At 50.6% G+C, this 17,886-nt stretch carries 15 protein-coding genes and 1 riboswitch; of the genes, 3 read left to right on the plus strand and 12 right to left on the minus strand.

Annotated elements, in window-relative coordinates:
* Positions 1-59: riboswitch (SAM riboswitch) on the plus strand. This riboswitch is flagged as partial in the annotation.
* 41 nt (positions 60-100) lie between these two features.
* The 3 genes from metA to SU32_RS11285 all read left to right on the plus strand — a co-directional run bounded on the left by metA (position 101) and on the right by SU32_RS11285 (position 2,669).
* Positions 101-1,024, plus strand: coding sequence for a homoserine O-acetyltransferase MetA (gene metA / locus SU32_RS11275; protein WP_053999479.1), 924 nt, complete (start codon positions 101-103; stop codon positions 1,022-1,024).
* Positions 1,024-1,470, plus strand: coding sequence for a GNAT family N-acetyltransferase (locus SU32_RS11280; RefSeq protein ID WP_053999480.1), 447 nt, complete (start codon positions 1,024-1,026; stop codon positions 1,468-1,470). Before metA ends, SU32_RS11280 begins: the two co-directional genes overlap by 1 nt.
* 68 nt (positions 1,471-1,538) lie before the next feature.
* Positions 1,539-2,669 carry an Mrp/NBP35 family ATP-binding protein gene (locus SU32_RS11285; protein WP_053999481.1) on the plus strand — a complete coding sequence of 377 codons (1,131 nt, stop codon included), beginning with the start codon at positions 1,539-1,541 and terminating at the stop codon, positions 2,667-2,669.
* A gap of 49 nt (positions 2,670-2,718) precedes the next feature.
* Here the strand turns inward: SU32_RS11285 and SU32_RS11290 are convergent, their stop codons facing one another.
* The 12 genes from SU32_RS11290 to SU32_RS11345 form a co-directional block, all read right to left on the minus strand.
* The gene (locus tag SU32_RS11290; protein ID WP_053999482.1) at positions 2,719-4,026 is read right to left on the minus strand and encodes a branched-chain amino acid ABC transporter permease; all 1,308 of its coding nucleotides are present in this window, start codon (positions 4,024-4,026) and stop codon (positions 2,719-2,721) included.
* A complete protein-coding gene (locus SU32_RS11295; protein ID WP_053999483.1) occupies positions 4,023-5,033 on the minus strand; it encodes a branched-chain amino acid ABC transporter permease in 1,011 nt (336 codons plus the stop codon). The genes SU32_RS11290 and SU32_RS11295 overlap by 4 nt, the downstream gene beginning before the upstream one ends.
* Position 5,034: 1 nt before the next feature.
* On the minus strand, positions 5,035-5,739 hold the full coding sequence (locus SU32_RS11300) for an ABC transporter ATP-binding protein (protein ID WP_053999484.1): 705 nt from the start codon (positions 5,737-5,739) through the stop codon (positions 5,035-5,037).
* Entirely contained in the window at positions 5,736-6,524 is a 789-nt protein-coding gene (locus SU32_RS11305) for an ABC transporter ATP-binding protein (protein ID WP_053999485.1), read from the minus strand. Before SU32_RS11305 ends, SU32_RS11300 begins: the two co-directional genes overlap by 4 nt.
* 82 nt (positions 6,525-6,606) lie before the next feature.
* Positions 6,607-7,797: an ABC transporter substrate-binding protein gene (locus SU32_RS11310; protein WP_053999486.1), complete on the minus strand. Its 1,191-nt coding sequence runs from the start codon at positions 7,795-7,797 to the stop codon at positions 6,607-6,609.
* Between the two features lie 337 nt (positions 7,798-8,134).
* Positions 8,135-10,351 carry a TRAP transporter permease gene (locus tag SU32_RS11315; protein ID WP_053999487.1) on the minus strand — a complete coding sequence of 739 codons (2,217 nt, stop codon included), beginning with the start codon at positions 10,349-10,351 and terminating at the stop codon, positions 8,135-8,137.
* A gap of 79 nt (positions 10,352-10,430) precedes the next feature.
* Positions 10,431-11,432 (minus strand): TAXI family TRAP transporter solute-binding subunit, encoded by a 1,002-nt coding sequence (locus SU32_RS11320; RefSeq protein WP_053999488.1) that lies wholly within the window; start codon positions 11,430-11,432, stop codon positions 10,431-10,433.
* A 120-nt stretch (positions 11,433-11,552) separates the two neighbouring features.
* The gene (locus SU32_RS11325) at positions 11,553-12,899 is read right to left on the minus strand and encodes a sigma-54-dependent transcriptional regulator (protein WP_053999489.1); all 1,347 of its coding nucleotides are present in this window, start codon (positions 12,897-12,899) and stop codon (positions 11,553-11,555) included.
* Positions 12,896-14,623, minus strand: coding sequence for a sensor histidine kinase (locus SU32_RS11330; RefSeq protein WP_144421113.1), 1,728 nt, complete (start codon positions 14,621-14,623; stop codon positions 12,896-12,898). Before SU32_RS11330 ends, SU32_RS11325 begins: the two co-directional genes overlap by 4 nt.
* A gap of 135 nt (positions 14,624-14,758) precedes the next feature.
* Positions 14,759-15,607: an HpcH/HpaI aldolase/citrate lyase family protein gene (locus SU32_RS11335; RefSeq protein WP_053999491.1), complete on the minus strand. Its 849-nt coding sequence runs from the start codon at positions 15,605-15,607 to the stop codon at positions 14,759-14,761.
* Positions 15,607-16,824, minus strand: coding sequence for a CaiB/BaiF CoA transferase family protein (locus tag SU32_RS11340; RefSeq protein ID WP_053999492.1), 1,218 nt, complete (start codon positions 16,822-16,824; stop codon positions 15,607-15,609). The genes SU32_RS11335 and SU32_RS11340 overlap by 1 nt, the downstream gene beginning before the upstream one ends.
* Positions 16,821-17,885 (minus strand): ABC transporter ATP-binding protein, encoded by a 1,065-nt coding sequence (locus SU32_RS11345; RefSeq protein WP_053999493.1) that lies wholly within the window; start codon positions 17,883-17,885, stop codon positions 16,821-16,823. Before SU32_RS11345 ends, SU32_RS11340 begins: the two co-directional genes overlap by 4 nt.
* Position 17,886: the final 1 nt, after the last annotated feature.

Consider the following 17,886-nt stretch of genomic DNA (forward strand, 5'->3'; position numbering starts at 1 on the left):
TGGCCGGTCGGCTTGCAGCCACGTAAAATAATTCGCTAAAGGGCCGTTGCTGAAAAGCCGGTTTTAAGCGTCAACTACCGGTATAACCAGCGAGATCACCATGCCAATTCGTATTCCAAATGCCCTTCCAGCCAAAGAAGTTCTGGTCAATGAAGGCGTGATGGTGATGGATGAAACAACGGCATCGCGTCAGGATATTCGCCCGTTGCAAATTGCTCTGCTCAATCTCATGCCCAATAAGATCAAGACTGAGACACAAATTGCACGGCTGATCGGCTCAACACCTCTGCAGGTGGATTTGACCTTGGTGCGCATCGGCAACCACGTCGCCAAGAACACTTCGGAAGATCATTTGCTCTCATTTTACAACACTTGGGAAGAGATTAAAGACCGCAAATTCGACGGCTTTATAATCACAGGTGCCCCGATAGAAAAACTTCCCTTTGAGGATGTTAACTACTGGTCTGAATTACAGGAAATATTTGACTGGACGACGACCCATGTGCATTCCAGTTTCTTTATCTGCTGGGGTGCAATGGCGGCTATCAATCATTTTCACAATATTCCCAAGCACACACTGGAGAAAAAAGCTTTCGGTGTTTACCGCCACAAAAACCTTAATCCGGCATCTCCTTATCTGGCTGGTTTTTCCGACGACTTTTCAATTTCGGTATCGCGCTGGACGGAAGTAAGGCGCGCAGATGTACCGGCAGATAGCGGATTGGAAATTCTGATGGAATCGTCAGACACCGGTCTTTGTCTGCTGCATGAGAAATTTGCCAACCGGCTCTATATTTTCAACCATATTGAATATGATTCAACGTCACTGTCCGATGAATATTTCCGTGATCAGGAAAGCGGAACACCTGTTGATTTGCCTGCAAATTATTTTCCCAATGACGATCCGACGACAACGCCGCAAAACCGCTGGCGCAGCCATGCCTTTTTGTTGTTTGGCAACTGGATTAATCAGGTTTATCAAACAACCGAGTTCGACCTTAATGACATCGGGAAAGACCGCTAATGAGCAACGAAGTTACAGTTCGCCGGATTAAAAAGGCTGATTTTGAGGCCTGGAAAGCGATGTGGACCAAATATCTCGAATTTTATAAGTCGAGCGTAAAGCCGGAAGTCTATCAATCAACGTTTGACCGCTTTTTTGAGAACGGAGAATTTGAACCCAATTGCTTTGTCGCCGTTCAGGATGATCAGTTGGCTGGCTTGGTTCACTTCATGTATCACCGGCACAACTGGCACATTGCCAACACCTGCTATTTGCAGGATTTATATGCCGATGAAAACCGGCGTGGCACTGGCATTGGCCGTAAGCTTATTGAAGCTGTCTATGAACAGGCAGACAAAGACGGTGCGGCCTCTGTTTACTGGAACACGCAGGATTTCAATACCGAAGCACGCAAACTGTACGACCGGATTGCCAAACTGACACCATTCATCAAGTATCAGCGCTGATAGTAGCGCTTATTGCCCTTGGCACATCACGTCATAATTACTATGTGACATGAAACGGCGAGGGAAAAATGACGAACGCACCGACAAAAGATGATGTACAAGGCGCATTGGCGGCCATAAAGCTCCCTGACGGGTCAGCGCTGGGCGGCTCAGACAACCTCTCGGATATATTTATCGCAGACGGTAAAGTCTTCTTTTCGATTTCCTGTGATGCGGCAGATGCGCAAAAGTTTGAGGCTGTCCGTGTTGCCGCAGAAGAGGCCGTCAAAGCACTGCCCGGTGCAACCGGTGCAATGGTTGCGCTGACTGCGGAAAAAAAGGCAGGCACACCAAATCCTGCGCCTAAACCGGCACCAAAGCCAAAACCGCAAGCCGGACCGCAAAATTCACCTAAAGCAGGTGTCGAAGGCGTCAAACAGATTATAGCGGTTGCCTCAGGTAAAGGCGGTGTCGGCAAATCGACCACAGCCATCAATATTGCTCTTGGCCTTCAATCTACCGGTCTTAAGGTGGGGGTTCTGGACGCCGATATTTATGGCCCTTCACTGCCAAGACTGCTTGGCATTACCCATAAGCCGGAAACGATTGACGGACGTATATTAAAGCCGATTGAAAAGTTCGGCTTGCAGGTGATGTCCATCGGCTTTCTGGTTGAAGAAGACACACCGATGATTTGGCGCGGACCAATGGTGATGTCCGCGCTGACACAGATGCTGCGCGAAGTTGCATGGGCAGATATTGATGTGCTCGTCGTCGATATGCCCCCTGGCACAGGCGATGCACAGCTAACAATGGCGCAGCAAGTGCCCCTTGCCGGGGCGGTCATTGTGTCGACACCGCAGGATCTCTCCCTGATTGACGCGCGCAAGGGTCTGAACATGTTCCGTAAGGTTGATGTCCCTGTGCTCGGCATTGTTGAAAATATGAGCTACTTCATCGCGCCGGATACACAAGTACGCTATGATATATTCGGGCATGGCGGCGCAAAGGCGGAAGCCGAAAAGCTTGGCCTGCCCTTCTTAGGCGAAGTGCCCTTGGTGATGAAAATCCGCGAGCTTTCAGATGCGGGGACACCAATTACGGTTGAGGAGCCCGACGGCCCTCATGCCGAGGCCTATATAAACATTGCAAAAGCAGTTTATGATGAGATGAATAACGGAGCCGGCAAACGCGCCGCACCCAATATCGTGTTTGAATAAACCAGACGCAAAAACGGCGACCCGATGGTCGCCGTTTTTGGTTTTAGAACTATCGTCTTCGTTCCGGTATTAAACCCTGCGGTGCAAATCGCAGCACCAGCAACATAATGACACCCATCGCCATGAGGCGAATATGCGCCGCGCTATCCAAAAGGTGCAAGCGAAGCGGATTGCTTTCATCCATGGAAGACGTGATCAAATCCATGAACCACAGCCCGATTGGCTCGGCCTCGACCCAGAAGAACCAGATAATGAAGCCGCCCAGCACAGCGCCCCAATTGTTGCCCGACCCGCCGACAATAACCATGGCCCAAATCAAAAACGTAAAGCGCAGCGGCTGGTAGGATGACGGCGTAAATTGACCGTCAATCGTTGTCAGCATAGCGCCCGCAATACCAACCACGGCCGACCCAAGAATAAAGACTTGCAGGTGACGCCCTTTGACGTCCTTACCCATCGCTTCAGCAGCCGTTTCATTATCGCGGATAGCGCGCATCATACGGCCCCAAGGGGAGCGCAGCGCGGTTTCAGACAGATAAAGCACAATCAGCAGCACAATCGCGAAAAGACCGGCATAGCTCAGCTTCACAACCATTGATGACAGCTCGATAATCGACATGCCCCAATCAGCCGCCAACTCCTGAAAATAAGCAGATTGCTGAATGTCCACCTCATAGGGAACAGGGCGCGGCAATCCGATTACGTTTTTCACACCGCGTGTCAGCCAGTCTTCGTTCTTCAACATCGCAATGATGATTTCGGAAATGCCAAGCGTGGCAATCGCCAGATAGTCAGAACGAAGGCCTAGCGAAATCTTGCCGACAATCCATGCTGCGCCGGCAGCAAACAAACCGCCAATCAACCATGCAAAGATGATCGGCATTCCAGCGCCGCCCAGAAAGCCGGTCGCCGCCGGGTCCACCGCTTCGATGGCATCAGCAGCAGGGTCCCAAAATGCACGTGTGGCAAAATAACCGGCCACAGCGACTATTGCGATCAACACACGGCGTTTGGTGCCGCGCATGTCATAATAGCACCAAACGATAAGTCCCACGGTCAGCGCTGCAATTAAAAGCCCTACAAGCAGGTTCCCGCCGCCGACAGACCATGCAGCGGCAACAGGAGGCGAAGACACCAAAACGGCCGCAAGACCGCCCAATGCGGCAAAGCCCATGACACCCACATTTAATAGCCCCGCATAGCCCCACTGGATGTTCACACCGAGCGCCATGATTGCGGAAATCAAACAAAGATTGAGAATGGAAAGTGAAAGCGACCAGCTTTGAACCTGGCCGACAATCACAAACAACAAGGCTGTTACGGCAAACAAACTGATATTGCGAATACTAATGGTCATATTGTTTGCCCCTTAAATATACCTGTCGGTCTGACAAGCAGAACAACCACAAGAATGGCAAATGAAACGGCGAACTTGTAGTCGGTCGACAATAGCTGCACCAGTCCGTCAGGCACCCAATCGCCCGGCGTAAGATAGCCAATGACCTTCTTATAGGCGAAAGTTACCGCGATTTCCGAAAACGCGATAATAAATCCGCCAACGACAGCACCAATAGGACTGCCCAATCCGCCCACAATCGCGGAGGCAAAAATCGGCAGCAATAATTGCAGATAAATGAACGGCTTGAAGGTTTTGTCCATGCCATACATTGTGCCGGCAATTGTTGCCAGACTTGCGGCCAGAACCCAGGCGATGACAACGACCCGCTCGGGGTTCACACCGGAAAGCAAAGCAAGGTTTTCATTGTCTGAATAAGCGCGCATGGATTTTCCGGTCTTGGTCTTATTCAAGAACCAGAACAGCGCCGCCACACACAAAATCGCGACAAGAATAGAGATGCCTTGCGTTGTACGGAACGCGATACCTTCATCAAGGCCGGACCATCTTTTGAAATCTCCGGCTGTAAAGATAAACCGAACACCATCTGCAACATTTTGGTCTTCCGGCCCGATCACAAAGCGGATCAAACCATTATAAAAGAACATCACAGCCAATGAACCGATCAGGAAAATAACCGGCGGTGACTTTTGCTTACGGTAAAATTTATAAACAAGTCTGTCGGTTCCCAGCGCCAGCAATACGGCGACCAAAATACCGACCGGCATGGCGATAAGCGCCGTTGGCAAAAAGCCGCCGGTAATACCAACGCTCTGTAGCATCCACATAACAAGTATTGTTGTCATGGTGCCGAAAGCCATCAACTCGCCATGCGCGAAATTTGAAAACCGCAGAACGCCGTAAACGAGTGTTACGCCAAGAGCGCCGAGTGCAAGCTGGGAACCATAGGCCATTGCAGGAATGACAAGAAAATTAAATAAAACCGCAAGCGCGTTTAAAATATCCATATCACCCACCCAAAAACGCTTTGCGCACGTCCGGGTCTGCAAGCAATGCTTCGCCCGTATCCGTGTAAAGATTACGGCCCTGTGCCAGCACATAGCCCTTATCTGCAATATTCAGTGCTTGTTTTGCATTTTGCTCAACCATCAAGATGGCAATCCCCGTGCGGGCAATTTCAATAATCCGGTCAAACAACTCATCCATGACAATAGGCGAAACACCCGCTGTCGGTTCATCCAACATCAGCACTTTAGGCTGTGTCATCAAAGCGCGGCCCACAGCAACCTGCTGGCGTTGTCCGCCGGATAATTCACCGGCCGGCTGATTGCGTTTTTCCTTCAAAATAGGAAAGAGATCAAAAACCTGCGCCATCGTGCCGGAGATATCATCATTGCGAATAAACGCCCCCATCTCCAAATTCTCTTCCACGGACATGGAAGTGAAAACATTGTGCGTTTGCGGCACAAAGCCCATGCCTTTTTGCACCCGTGCCTGCGGCGTAAGCGCTGTAATGTCCTCACCATCCATGGTGACATTGCCTTCGCGAATATTCAGCATACCGAACACGGCCTTCATCGCGGTGGATTTACCAGCGCCGTTCGGCCCGACCACAACTGCCACTTCGCCCTTTTCAACGCCGATAGTGCAATCATGCAAAATATCAGCGCCGCCATAACCACCGGTCATGTTTTTTCCTAAGAGAAAGCTCATGCGTTCACCTCTTTGGCCGGTTTGTTTTTCAAACCTGTGCCCAAATAAGCCTCAATGACTTCCTCATTATTTTTGATTTCTTCCGCAGTGCCCTGAGCAAGCACACTGCCCTCGGCCATACAGATAACCGGATCGCAAAGGCGCGAAATAAATTCCATATCGTGTTCAATCATACAAAATGTGTAGCCGCGCTCTTTGTTAAGGCGCAAAATAGCATCGCCAATTGTGGCCAGCAGCGTTCTGTTCACGCCTGCGCCCACTTCATCCAAAAACACGATTTTTGCATCAACCATCATTGTGCGGCCAAGCTCTAGAAGCTTTTTCTGGCCGCCGGAAAGATTGCCCGCAAGCTCGTCGGCTACATGGCTGATTTCCAGAAACTCGATAACGTCATTGGCTTTTTCGCGGATTGCCTCTTCTTCGCGTCTGACGACGACGGGCTTCGTCCATGCCTGAATAAGGCTTTCGCCCGACTGGCGCGGCGGAACCATCATCAGATTTTCACGCACGGTCAGAGTTGAAAATTCATGGGCAATTTGAAAAGTGCGTAGCAAACCTTGCGAAAAGAGCTCATGAGGACTGAGGCCCGTAACGTCCTCACCATCCAGAAGAACCCGTCCGGATGTCGGCTTCAATGCACCGGCGATGACATTAAAAAGAGTCGTTTTGCCCGCCCCGTTTGGGCCAATCAGTCCGGTAATGGAACCGGTCTCAATGGTTAGCGATGCGCCGTTAACAGCGCGAATACCGCCAAAATGTTTGTGAATATTCTCTACAACGATCAATACAGCGCTCCCCAGACCAATGCGCTAGATACAAGAAATGCCCGGGCTTTCACCCGGGCAATTCCAATGAGTAAAAATACGCTTAGCGGTATTTTTCAGTTGTAATTTTTTCGCCATCAACGAGGATCTGACGGAAGCTACCGCCGCTCTCGCCGTTGCCGATAAACTCAACAGCAGTCGCGCCCACATAGTCGATGTCGCCGCCTGAAGCCAAAATCTCAAGCGCTTTGTCAAGTTCACCAGGAAGGATCTTTTCGCCCGGTGCGTTGGCAACGTCCATTACCTTGTCTTTGAAGTCAGCGCTTTTTGCAGACTTGGCAGCTTGCATTGCAAGCATGATCAAAGCCGCGGCATCATATGATTCAGCTGCATATGTGTCCGTTTTAACGCCTGCGTCTGTCGCAAGCTTCTGGAACATTTCCGCGCCTTCGTTTTCAGAGCCCGCGATTGTACCGTAAGAACCGTTCAAAGGTGCGCCGATTGCTGCTGGCAATGAGTCGCCAACCATACCGTCAGGCAAAACGAATGTTTCAAATGCACCGGCGTCCAAAGCACCTTGAATGATGCCTTTACCGCCTTGGTCGAGATAGCCCGCCACGATCAGCACGTCACCGCCAGCCTGTGCCAAAGCACCGACTTCAGCAGAATAGTCGCCTTTGCCGTCTTCATGCGCAGCTGAAATAGTGATCGAGCCACCCTTCGCTTCAAAAGCAGCCTGAATGCTGTCCGCAAGGCCTTTGCCGTAATCGTTGTTTGTGTAGGTTAGCGCAGCTGATTTAACGCCTTTTTCAACCAGCACGTCGGCCAAAACATCGCCTTGGCGTGCATCTGAAGGCGCTGTGCGGAAGAAAAGACCATCATCTTCAGCATCTGAAAGTGCAGGTGATGTTGCAGAAGGTGAAATCATTACGATGCCGTTTGCACGCGCAACGTTTTGCAAGATAGCGCCCGTCACACCTGAACAGTCAGCACCCATGATCGCTGTTACACCTTCAGCAGTGATCAAACGTTCAGCAGCAGCAGAAGCGGCAGCAGAATCGATACATGTTGAGTCAGCACGTACCGGCATAACTTCGGCACCTTCAAGAAACTTGCCGCTGTCTGTTACTTCTTTCATTGCAAGCTCGGCGCTTGCCGCCATTGTTGGCGTCAATGATTCAATCGGGCCTGTAAAGCCAAGGATAACACCGATTTTAACCGGGGAATGTGCTGCTGAAATCGCAGCAGATGTCATTAGAGTTGTTGCAGCGAGTGCCGCCAAAATCTTTTTCATAATTAGTCTCCCAATATGCAAGCGTTATAAAAACAAAGAGCGGCTTGCTCGCCCAAATCCTTCCAACCAAGTTGCCGCTTTCTTACACATTTCATTTTAATTGAAACGCATTTTCGCACGGCACTTAAATTAGTATACAATATTATTCCTGCATTTAATCAACACAGAAAATCTATAACTGCATAAAAATCTAAACCAAAGACCACATTATGCAAAGAGCTACTATGTGATTTGGTAAACGGCACAAATAACATCAAAACATTCATTCAAAAACGACCAACCCCGCTTCTGTGACAAAGCGGGGTTCGGTATTTAAGTTGCGAATAGTATTATATCTTTAACTGGAAACGGACTGCTCCGCTTCACTGCCAAGGTGTTCTTGGCGCCGTTTACTCAATAGTATCGCGGCAATGACAAGCACGGCACCGGCAATATTTGCCGCCCAGTTTAAAGGCCAGTAGCTACCGACCGCACCTAAAATAATAAGCCCATAGAGCAATGGATTGAGCGGCCCTTCTGCGTAGCGCTGAATAAGCGCGTTGGTTGCATAAATGCCAAACAGCGCAAAGAAGCCAATTTGCAAAATCTCAAGCAGTGAGCCGGAAATGAGCGGTGTATAGGCAAACATCAGCGGCACAATGTATAAGCCTTTGGCGATTTTCCAGCTTTCAAAGCCAGTGGCCATTGGTTTGGAACCGGCAATACCAGCGGCCGTAAAGGCTGCCAGACAAACAGGCGGCGTAACATTACTGTCCTGGCTTAACCAGAATATGATCAGATGCGCGGTGAGCAGAAATGTCGCCTGCATAGCAGGATCAACCAGCAGCGGACGCACTGTAATTGCCAGTTCGAACGGCATCGCTGACATCAGGGCAACGGCTTCCTCATGCAGCATGCCGGTCGCAACCTTAGCCGCGTGCGGGCTGTCAACCAGCATGAACATGGCAGACTTTGCCGGGTCGGCAATGCCTTGAACGAGCTGGTCAATAATGATGCTGTCGGCAAGAATACCTGCCAGAGCCGGCGCTGTTAGAATAGCCAGAATAATATAGGCAGCCGTTACCGGCAGCCCCATGCCAAGCACAAGAGAAGCAAGGCCGATCAGCAAAATCGCAATCACCAGCGACCCGCCGGACCATTGCGCGATCATCAGCGAAAAGCCGTTGCCAATACCGCTTGTCACAATTGCGTTGTTCATAATGCCGATAGACACCAGCAGAATACCGGTCATGATTGATGAGCGTATACCGATCAGCAATGCTTCTGAAATTTTCGCAGGTCCCATATGGACCGGCTCAAAATTAGCCCGTCCGAATATGCGTGCCGCAAGAGAGGTAAACCACGAGACCACAACCAGCGCTGCAATAGCCCAGCAGGCAGCATAGCTCGGCGTCACCCCTGACATAAGCAGATAGATCATCACGGTTAGCGGTAGAATAAAGGCCAAGCCGCCGGACAGTAATTTGGCGCGGTTTACAACCAGATCCACACCCTCTCCAACCTGATGCTTCACCGCTTCAATGCGCACGATAAAGGCAACCGACAGGAAATATAGAAAGGCCGGAATGATCGAAACAGAGACGATTGTTGCATAGGGAATGGACGTATAGCTTGCCATGACAAACGCTCCCGCCCCCATTATTGGCGGCATAAGCTGACCACCTGTTGAAGCAGATGCTTCGACACCGGCGGCAAATTGCGGACGAAACCCGTTGGACTTCATCAAAGGAATCGTGATCACGCCCGTGGAAGCCGTATTGGCAATTGCGGAGCCGGATATTGTTCCGGTCAGTGCTGACGAAAGCACTGCCACAAACGCAGCGCCGCCGCGTATGCGTCCGGCCACAACTTTTGATAATTCAATTACGAAATCGCTTGCGCCGGATGCGACCAGAAAGCCGCCAAAAATCATAAACAGCGTAATATTGGTCGATGAAATATCGGCCAGAATACCGAACATGCCTTCATCATTATACATGGTTCTGAAAAGCACGTCATTGACAGGAAGACTTGCCGCGCGAAACACGCCCGGCAAATACCCGCCAAGAAACAAAATATAGCTTAACGAAATGATGATCAGAATCGGAATCACCCAGCCCGATACGCGGCGCGAAAGGTCGAGCGCGGCAAATATAAGCAAAAAGCCTGCAGCCCAGTCCATTAAAGTAAATTGCCATGACTGCCCTGTCACAGACAGTGTTCGCTCATAGACCCCGTTTTCCGCACCGGCAACCCATAAGGCCGCGGATGCAACCAGCAAGCCATAGGCAAAATCCGCAAATATAGCCCAGCTTCTATCGGCATATTTGCCAAAAGGGCTAAGCGTTACAGATGCCAGAAAAGCAAATCCGGCAAAGTGAATAGCGTTCTGCCATTTACCTGGCTCGTTCAGATAAATATTCGTTGCGATGTGCCAGAGCGCGAACAGAACCGCAAATCCCACTACGGCATAGCGCAGCACGCTTTTATCTGTATTTTCAACAGTCAGCCAGCTTTCACGGCCCTGTAAATTGACAATAGGTTCCTGAATATCAGTTGGGTTTGCCTGACTCATGACCAATACTACTTTCTAGATTGCAGATGCTTTAAAAAAGGCGGAGTCATGCACTCCGCCTTTTGCGTCTCAAACCGGCTTATTGAGCCATTAAGCGCTCTGGAATTTCCAGACCAACTTCTTTGTAGTAACGCGCTGCACCCGGATGAAGCGGCAATGGCAGACCGGCCAAAGCTTTTTCAATCGCCATCGCTTTTGTTGCCGGATGGATTGCGGTCAGAAAACCGAGATTTTCGTACATTGTTTTCGTCAGCAAATAGACGTGATTTTCATCAACGCTATCATTCACAGCAAGAATATTCGGCTGGGCAATTGTGTTGATGTCTTTTTCCTGACCGGGATATGTTCCCGCAGCAATTGTATAAGGCACCCAAAGGTCACGGCCGCCATCCATTTTCGCAAGCTCTTCTTCTGTTACATCAAGAACAGTAAACTTGCCTTCATTGGAAGCCATAAGCTTGGTGATAGCGCCTGTTGGCGGTCCGGAAGGAATACCGGCAACCGCAACTTGACCATTGGCCATCGCATCGGCTGTCGGCCCGTAGCCGGCATACACAAGCTCGAAGTCTTTTTCGACATCAATGCCAAGACCTGAAAGCAGAACGCTGTTGGAACCCAGTGTGCCGGAGTTTTGGCTGCCCATGCCTGCGGACTGGCCTTTTAGTTCGATAATATCGCTAACCGTGCCGGTTTTGGCGTTATCAACGGCTACAACAAATTGTTCAACATTCTGCCAAAGCATCGAGACTGAACGCAAATTTGTTTGAGGTTCTGTAATTGGGCCGGTACCAGTCGCAGCGTAAGAGCCGTACAAGCCCTGTAGAATCGCAAAATCCGCTGTACCCGAACCCATCGCCTGAACATTGGCGCCCGAACCTGCGGAGTTCACAGCTGTCAGGCTGAACTTTTCTGTCGGTAACAGTTTCACTTTCGTCAGCGTGGAAATGGCTGTTCCCACAGGGTGATATGTACCACCCGTTGAAGCCGTATTTAACACATAATCTTTTGTATCTTGGGCGATAGCGACACCGGCAGTAACGGCGATCGCGACACCAGCAAGAATTGCTGTAATCGATTTCATGAATTTTCCTCCAAAAAGATAGCTTATCCCAAAGCTTCACCACTGATAGCGGCCACGTCAGGCTACAGCTATGAAGAAAAATGCGCAAACCGCTGTTAAACCCTGCGGTAATCCGCAGGGTTAAGTTTTCTCCAGAATATCGCTTTTATTCAGTCCCAGCTTCACGATCTTCTCATTCAGCGTGCGCCTGCCAATACCCAGCATTTGTGCTGCGTCATCCATTTTCCCGTCGCTGGATTTTATCGCTTTGGCTATTAACTGCGCCTCAAAAGCAGCAACCGCCTCGCGCAGCGTATCAGGATAGGTTTTATCGTCGTCAACAGCGCCCGACAAAGCCGAAGCAAATGAGCCCCCACCGCGCCGCGCCATCAATATACGCCGTTCACACACATTGCGTAATTCACGCACATTGCCCGGCCAATCATGGCGCATCAGTGCGGAAAAATCTTCCGCTGTGCTCACCGGCACGTCGATTTCATAACTATTGGCGAAGTGATTTAGAAAATGTGTGTACAGCAATGAAATGTCATCACTGCGTGCGCGAAGCGGCGGCAATGTTATCATCACCGTATTCAGCCTGAAGAATAAATCTTGCCGGAACGCGCCGCTCTCTACAGCATCGTCGAGTTTTTCATTGGCGGCCGATATTATTCTGAAATCCGACTTTCTGGTCTCAGTTGACCCGACAGGCGTGAACTCTTTTGTCTCAATAACGCGTAGCAATTTGGGCTGGAGAGGCAGCGGAATGGCACCAAGTTCATCTAAAAACAATGTCCCGCCATCGGCGCGGTCCAGATAGCCCGGAGTACCATCAGACAGACCAAACAATGCTTCCTCAAACTGGGCAGGTGCCAGAGCAGCACAGTTCAGTGTGATAAAAGGTTCAGATGCCCGACGACCCAAATCATGCAAGCCATGCGCGGCCAGTTCCTTGCCGGTGCCGGTTTCACCAATGATCAGCACATTGCTGTCCACATGGCTCAGATCAAACACATCATTGCGCAGACGCTGGATCGGTTCGGACTCTCCTATCAAAATCTTGTCGAGGCCCGTCAATTTGGACAGCCGCTCTTTGAGCCGGTCATTGTTCAGCGTTAATTGGTTGAGTTTTGCAGCATTGCCAAGCACACCCAGCAAACGGCGTGGATCAAACGGCTTTTCCAGAAATGTATAAGCGCCATCCTGAACGGCACTAACAGCCATTGAAATATCACCATGGGCGGACATCAGCACAATCGGCACTTTGGAAATTGGTTTAAGCAGTTGCTGAAACTCTAGACCGCTCATGCCCGGCATTCGCACATCGCATAAAATTACATCAAATTGCTTTTGGCGCAGCGTATCCAATGCCTGCTGTGCATTGGATATCGTCTCAACCTGAAAACCACCGGAGGTGAGCAAATCCCTCAGTGAACTCCGCATTTCACGGTCATCATCAATAACCAGAATATTGCTGTTCAAACTCATGATTGATCGCCCGTATCGCTGTGCGGCAGGTAAATACAAAACACGCAGCCACCTTTACTTAGGTTTTCTGCAGTCATCCGGCCATTGTGATCTTTGACGATCTCCGCTGAAATAGAAAGTCCGAGCCCCATACCTGTGCCCGAGGCGCGTGTCGTGTGAAACGGCTCCTGCAGTTCATCAAGCTTCTTGATACCGATCCCGTGCCCCATGTCACGAACAGAAACCACAACGTCACTGTCGATAATTTCAGTATTTATATTCAAAGCTTTGTCTTCAACACCATCCATAGCCGCGATACTGTTTTGAATGAGATTTACAACAACCTGCTCCAAGCGCAATTTGTTGCCGAAGACCAAAGCTTTTTGACCGCTTGAAGAGCAATCCATTTTAATGCCCGCGGCATCGATATCGTGCCCGACCAGCGCCATAGCACCGTCGATGACATCGCCAATGTCAAACTGCTCGAATTTCTCCATCCCCGGCTTGATAAAAAGACGCAGCTGTCTGGTTAAATTATCCATACGGTCGATGACATTTGAGAAATTGAGCAAGGTTTTCTCGGATGTTATGTGCCCGCTGATTTCCGCCGCAGCCAGATAATTCCTAAGCGCTGATATTGGTTGACCCAACTCATGCGTAACCGACGCGGATAACTGGCCAAGCGCGGCAAGCTTACTGGACTGCGACAGTTCTTTTTGCGCGTTTCGCAGCTCCTTGTTGGCAATGATCAGCTTATGCCGGTCGGACTGCGACACAGCCAATGCCTGCCGGATACGTTCGGAGCGTAAAAAGACGGCAAACACCAGAAGCAGCACAATAAACAAGCCGAAAATACCGGAAACAAGTGCAGCGCGTTCATATATGCGCCGCTCGTCCTGAAAGAAATGAACATCCCATCCTAGACGGTCGGCAGCGCCCGTTACATGAATAAAGCGCTGGTCACCAATATAGGCCGAATACGGATCGGTTTTCTTCCAATCAAGCAAGTCGAGCGGCTGATTACCGAACTGGCGTTTATTCATAATATTGATGCGCTGCTCCGGCGTAAGCGCAACCAGTGTTTTGTAAAGCCATTGTGAATGCGAGGTCAAAACAACGATACCGGCATCGTTGGACACGATTATCTTTTCACCGGCATCAACCCATGCGCGTTCCAGCCCGCTCATGTCCAGCTTGATCACAATGACCGCGACAGCCGCACCCCACGCATCCAAAATCGGCTCTGATATAAAATAGCCGGGTCTGCCCGTTGTCGTGCCAACGCCAAAAAATTCACCCGTCTGCCCGCGCATCGCTTTGATATAATAGGGACGGAAAGCGTAATTCTGACCGATGAAAGAGCTCTTAGTCCCAAAATTCGAGGCAGCAATTGCAGTGCCGAAACTATCAAGTAAATACACAGCTTCCAGCTTGGCTTTTTCGGCAAAGCCGCGCAATCTCACATTAAGCTGGTCAAGCCCTATTCCCCTTGCGCCTTCGATCACTTTTGCATCGCGCGCCAGCACATAGGGCAAATGTTGAAACCGCTCCAATCCATCGCTGAGTGATTTTTCATACAAGGATAAGCGATTACCGGCCTCCTGTATTTCAATAGAGCGAAAATAGGAAACGGCACCGAGAAACAAAAGCATCGTGGCAGCAACAACAACGACGATCAAAGTGTAATAAACACTTTTTCGCGTCGTGCGTGCAATCTGCATATCGGGGCTGGGAGCCTCACTCACGTGTCACCTGTCATTCACATTGATGAAGACTAGTAAGTGAGCATTTTACCAGCCTTGTAAACACAAGCGCGATGTAAGCCGCTTTTTGTCCTGCGGTTTTCCGCAGGACAAAACATAATCAATCGAAAATTACAGTCAGGATGAATAGCGCTCTAAAATAGCCTTGGCACGCAGTAACATCGGCCGGTCCACCATATTGCCTTTATAAAGCGCCGCGCCGGTCCCGTTGGCTTCAGCCTCTTCCAGCGCTTGAACTACGCCTCTTGCCCAGCCTTTTTCCGCACGGCTAGGCATGAACCCGTCATTAAGGAACGGTACCAGATCGGGGTGAATGGCCGTTGCGCCTTCAAATCCGAATTCGCGTGAACGGGTAATCAGCGCTTCGCGCCCGTTTTTATCCATATTAGCAACGCTATCGAGCAGGCCAAGGGGCGCAATCCCTGCCGCCCTTGCAGCAAATACAATACGCTGGCGCGCATAATGAAGATTTTCCGGTTTTGGCAACATCCCGCAAGCAGTGGCAAAATCCTCTGATCCCAACGACAGCCCTGCAAGGCGCTCGTCGGCAGAGGCGATCTCAAATGCCGCTTCAAGCGCGGCAGGTGTTTCGATAAGTGCAATCAGTCGCACACTACCAACGCTCATTTGCCGTTCAACCTCAAGCTCTTCCACAATCGCAGCATATTGGCGCACCATTTCAGGGCTGGTCACTTTGGGCAGATAAAGCGCAGATAGTCCCGGCTGGACAGCCATTTCCATATCGCGGATGGCACGGCGCAAATCTGCATTGATGCGTACAATCAAGTCAGAGGGTCCGGCTTTCAACTGAGGCCAGTAAGTGGAAAGCGTGCGGCGCGCTTCATCTTTCAAACTATCCGGCACGCTGTCTTCCAGATCAAGAATGATGGCATCAGCATCACGGTTTTGAGCCTTATCTAGAAAGCGCGGAACATTAGCCGGAACGTAAAGAAGAGAGCGCCACATCACGCAACCACTCCCTTGGCACGCAGACGTTCAATTGCTTCTGCCTCAAAGCCGGCATCGGCAAGAACCGTATCCGTGTGCTGGCCAAGCGCAGGCGCGGCTGAACGCAGACCAGCCGGTGTTTTTGAAAGGCGGGGAACAGGCGCATGAATGGCCGCTTGTCCAAGCTCCTCATCGGGCACTTGCGTGTAAATCCCTCTTTCAACGAAATGAACATCGTCCGTGATATCAGAGATATCATAAAGCGGGGCAACGGTGACGCCCGCTTCAGTCATGATGCCCATGACCTCATCACGCGAGCGGCAGGCAAACCATTGACCGACAATTTCATCGACCTCACTACGGTTAGCCACACGGTTTTCATTTTTGGCAAAGCGCGGGTCTGTAATCATGTCCTCACGCCCGATTGCACGGAACAGACGTTCGGCCATGGATTGCATGGAACCCGATACAACGATCCAGTGGCCGTCAGAGGTAACATAGGCATTGCGCGGTGATGAAGTGTTCGAGCCGTTTCCAACACGGGGCTTTGGTTTTCCACTTAAAGAAAAATCAAGCGCTTCCGGCCCAAGCACAGAAGTCATTGCATCCAGCAGTGACAGGTCAATGACCTGCCCTCCCCGTCCGGCATTTCGCGCGTGCAAAGCCATGGAAACCGCATTAGCGCCATATAGACCGGTAATCATGTCGGCAAGCGCCAATGGCGGCAACAATGGTTCGCCGCCCGCCGGACCGTTACGCGCGGCAAAGCCAGACATGCCTTCGATCAATGTTCCGAACCCCGGCCGATTGGCGTAAGGGCCGACCTGCCCGAAACCGGAAACACGTAATATAATGAGATCAGGATAGCGCTTGAGCAGATCATTCGGGGCAAAACCCATTTTCTCGAATGTGCCCGGTCTGAAATTCTCGATTACAATATCGGTGGAGGCAATCAGCTTTTCCAGAACGGCTGTGGCACCTTCCGCTCTAAAATCGAGCGCCAGCGATTGCTTGTTTCTGGCATAGGCTTTCCAGAATGTGGAGACACCTTGCTGCCGCCAAGCTCGCAGCGGGTCACCGGACGGCAATGGCTCTATTTTTGTCACTGCTGCACCAAAATCTGCCAGTTGCAGCGATGTCATATTACCGGCCACAAGCCGCGAAAGATCAAGCACCTTCAAGCCGGAAAGCGGGCCGTTATTATCTTTGCTCCACTGCGTATTCTGCCAACTCATGCCAACCGCTCGCCGGTTTGCGCATCAAACACAAATGTTCGTTCTGCCTGAATGTGAAGCCCGACTTTGTCTCCTGGCTCCAATGCGGCATCCTCAGGTAAAACAGCGACGATATCGTGTCCCGCAAATGACAGCGTCGCTTCAACGACTTCACCGGTTGGCTCAACCAGAACAACTTCAGCGGGCATTCCATTCGGATCGAGCATGATTGTTTGTGGTCTGACACCATAGGTCACCGCTGTGCCTTCAGGCAGATCGAGCGGCTGGGCAAGCGGCAATTGCGTACCATCCTCAAGCACAACATGGTTCGCCGTTTTCCCTGTCGTTTTTGCTGCAAGAATATTGATTTCAGGTGAGCCGATAAAGCTGGCAACAAATTGCGAAACCGGCTTTAGATAAAGCTCTTTCGGGGTGCCAACCTGCGCAATACCGCCTTCGTTCAGAACAACAATCCTGTCGGCCATTGTCATCGCTTCTGTCTGGTCATGGGTAACATAGATCATCGTTTTACCCAGCCTTTGATGCAGCTTTTTAATTTCCGAACGCATGCGCACACGCAGCTTCGCATCAAGGTTGGACAATGGTTCATCGAACAGAAAAGCTTCCGGATCACGCACAATGGCCCGCCCCATGGCAACACGCTGGCGCTGACCACCGGACAGTTCACGGGGCAAGCGGTCCAAATAATCCGTCAGGCCCAATATATCTGCGGCGTGGTGCACTTTTTCAGCGATTTCTTTTTTGCTGGCTCCGGCAAGCCGCAAGGCGAAGCTCATATTGTCCGCAACCTTCATATGCGGATACAAAGCATAAGACTGGAAGACCATCGCAAGGCCCCGCTGTTTGGCAGGGATACGGTTCGCGACCTTGCCATCAATAATAATCCGGCCTTTGCTGATGTCCTCAAGCCCCGCAATCATACGGAGCAATGTGGACTTGCCGCATCCTGACGGACCGACAAGCACCACAAATTCTCCCTCATGAATTTCTAAATTAATGCCAGACAGAACTTCGGCCTTGCCGTAACTCTTACCGACATTGTCGAATGTAATCTGGCCCATT

The organism is Ahrensia marina (assembly GCF_001293565.1).
GTDB classification, from domain to species: domain Bacteria; phylum Pseudomonadota; class Alphaproteobacteria; order Rhizobiales; family Rhizobiaceae; genus Ahrensia; species Ahrensia marina.

Bases quoted from the DNA above. Each gene is read 5' to 3' on its own strand.
- metA (WP_053999479.1), top strand. From the start codon at position 101: ATGCCAATTCGTATTCCAAATGCCCTTCCAGCCAAAGAAGTTCTGGTC.
- SU32_RS11280 (WP_053999480.1), top strand. From the start codon at position 1,024: ATGAGCAACGAAGTTACAGTTCGCCGGATTAAAAAGGCTGATTTTGAG.
- SU32_RS11285 (WP_053999481.1), top strand. From the start codon at position 1,539: ATGACGAACGCACCGACAAAAGATGATGTACAAGGCGCATTGGCGGCC.
- SU32_RS11290 (WP_053999482.1), bottom strand. From the start codon at position 4,026: ATGACCATTAGTATTCGCAATATCAGTTTGTTTGCCGTAACAGCCTTG.
- SU32_RS11295 (WP_053999483.1), bottom strand. From the start codon at position 5,033: ATGGATATTTTAAACGCGCTTGCGGTTTTATTTAATTTTCTTGTCATT.
- SU32_RS11300 (WP_053999484.1), bottom strand. From the start codon at position 5,739: ATGAGCTTTCTCTTAGGAAAAAACATGACCGGTGGTTATGGCGGCGCT.
- SU32_RS11310 (WP_053999486.1), bottom strand. From the start codon at position 7,797: ATGAAAAAGATTTTGGCGGCACTCGCTGCAACAACTCTAATGACATCT.
- SU32_RS11315 (WP_053999487.1), bottom strand. From the start codon at position 10,351: ATGAGTCAGGCAAACCCAACTGATATTCAGGAACCTATTGTCAATTTA.
- SU32_RS11320 (WP_053999488.1), bottom strand. From the start codon at position 11,432: ATGAAATCGATTACAGCAATTCTTGCTGGTGTCGCGATCGCCGTTACT.
- SU32_RS11325 (WP_053999489.1), bottom strand. From the start codon at position 12,899: ATGAGTTTGAACAGCAATATTCTGGTTATTGATGATGACCGTGAAATG.
- SU32_RS11335 (WP_053999491.1), bottom strand. From the start codon at position 15,607: ATGTGGCGCTCTCTTCTTTACGTTCCGGCTAATGTTCCGCGCTTTCTA.
- SU32_RS11340 (WP_053999492.1), bottom strand. From the start codon at position 16,824: ATGAGTTGGCAGAATACGCAGTGGAGCAAAGATAATAACGGCCCGCTT.
- SU32_RS11345 (WP_053999493.1), bottom strand. From the start codon at position 17,885: ATGGGCCAGATTACATTCGACAATGTCGGTAAGAGTTACGGCAAGGCC.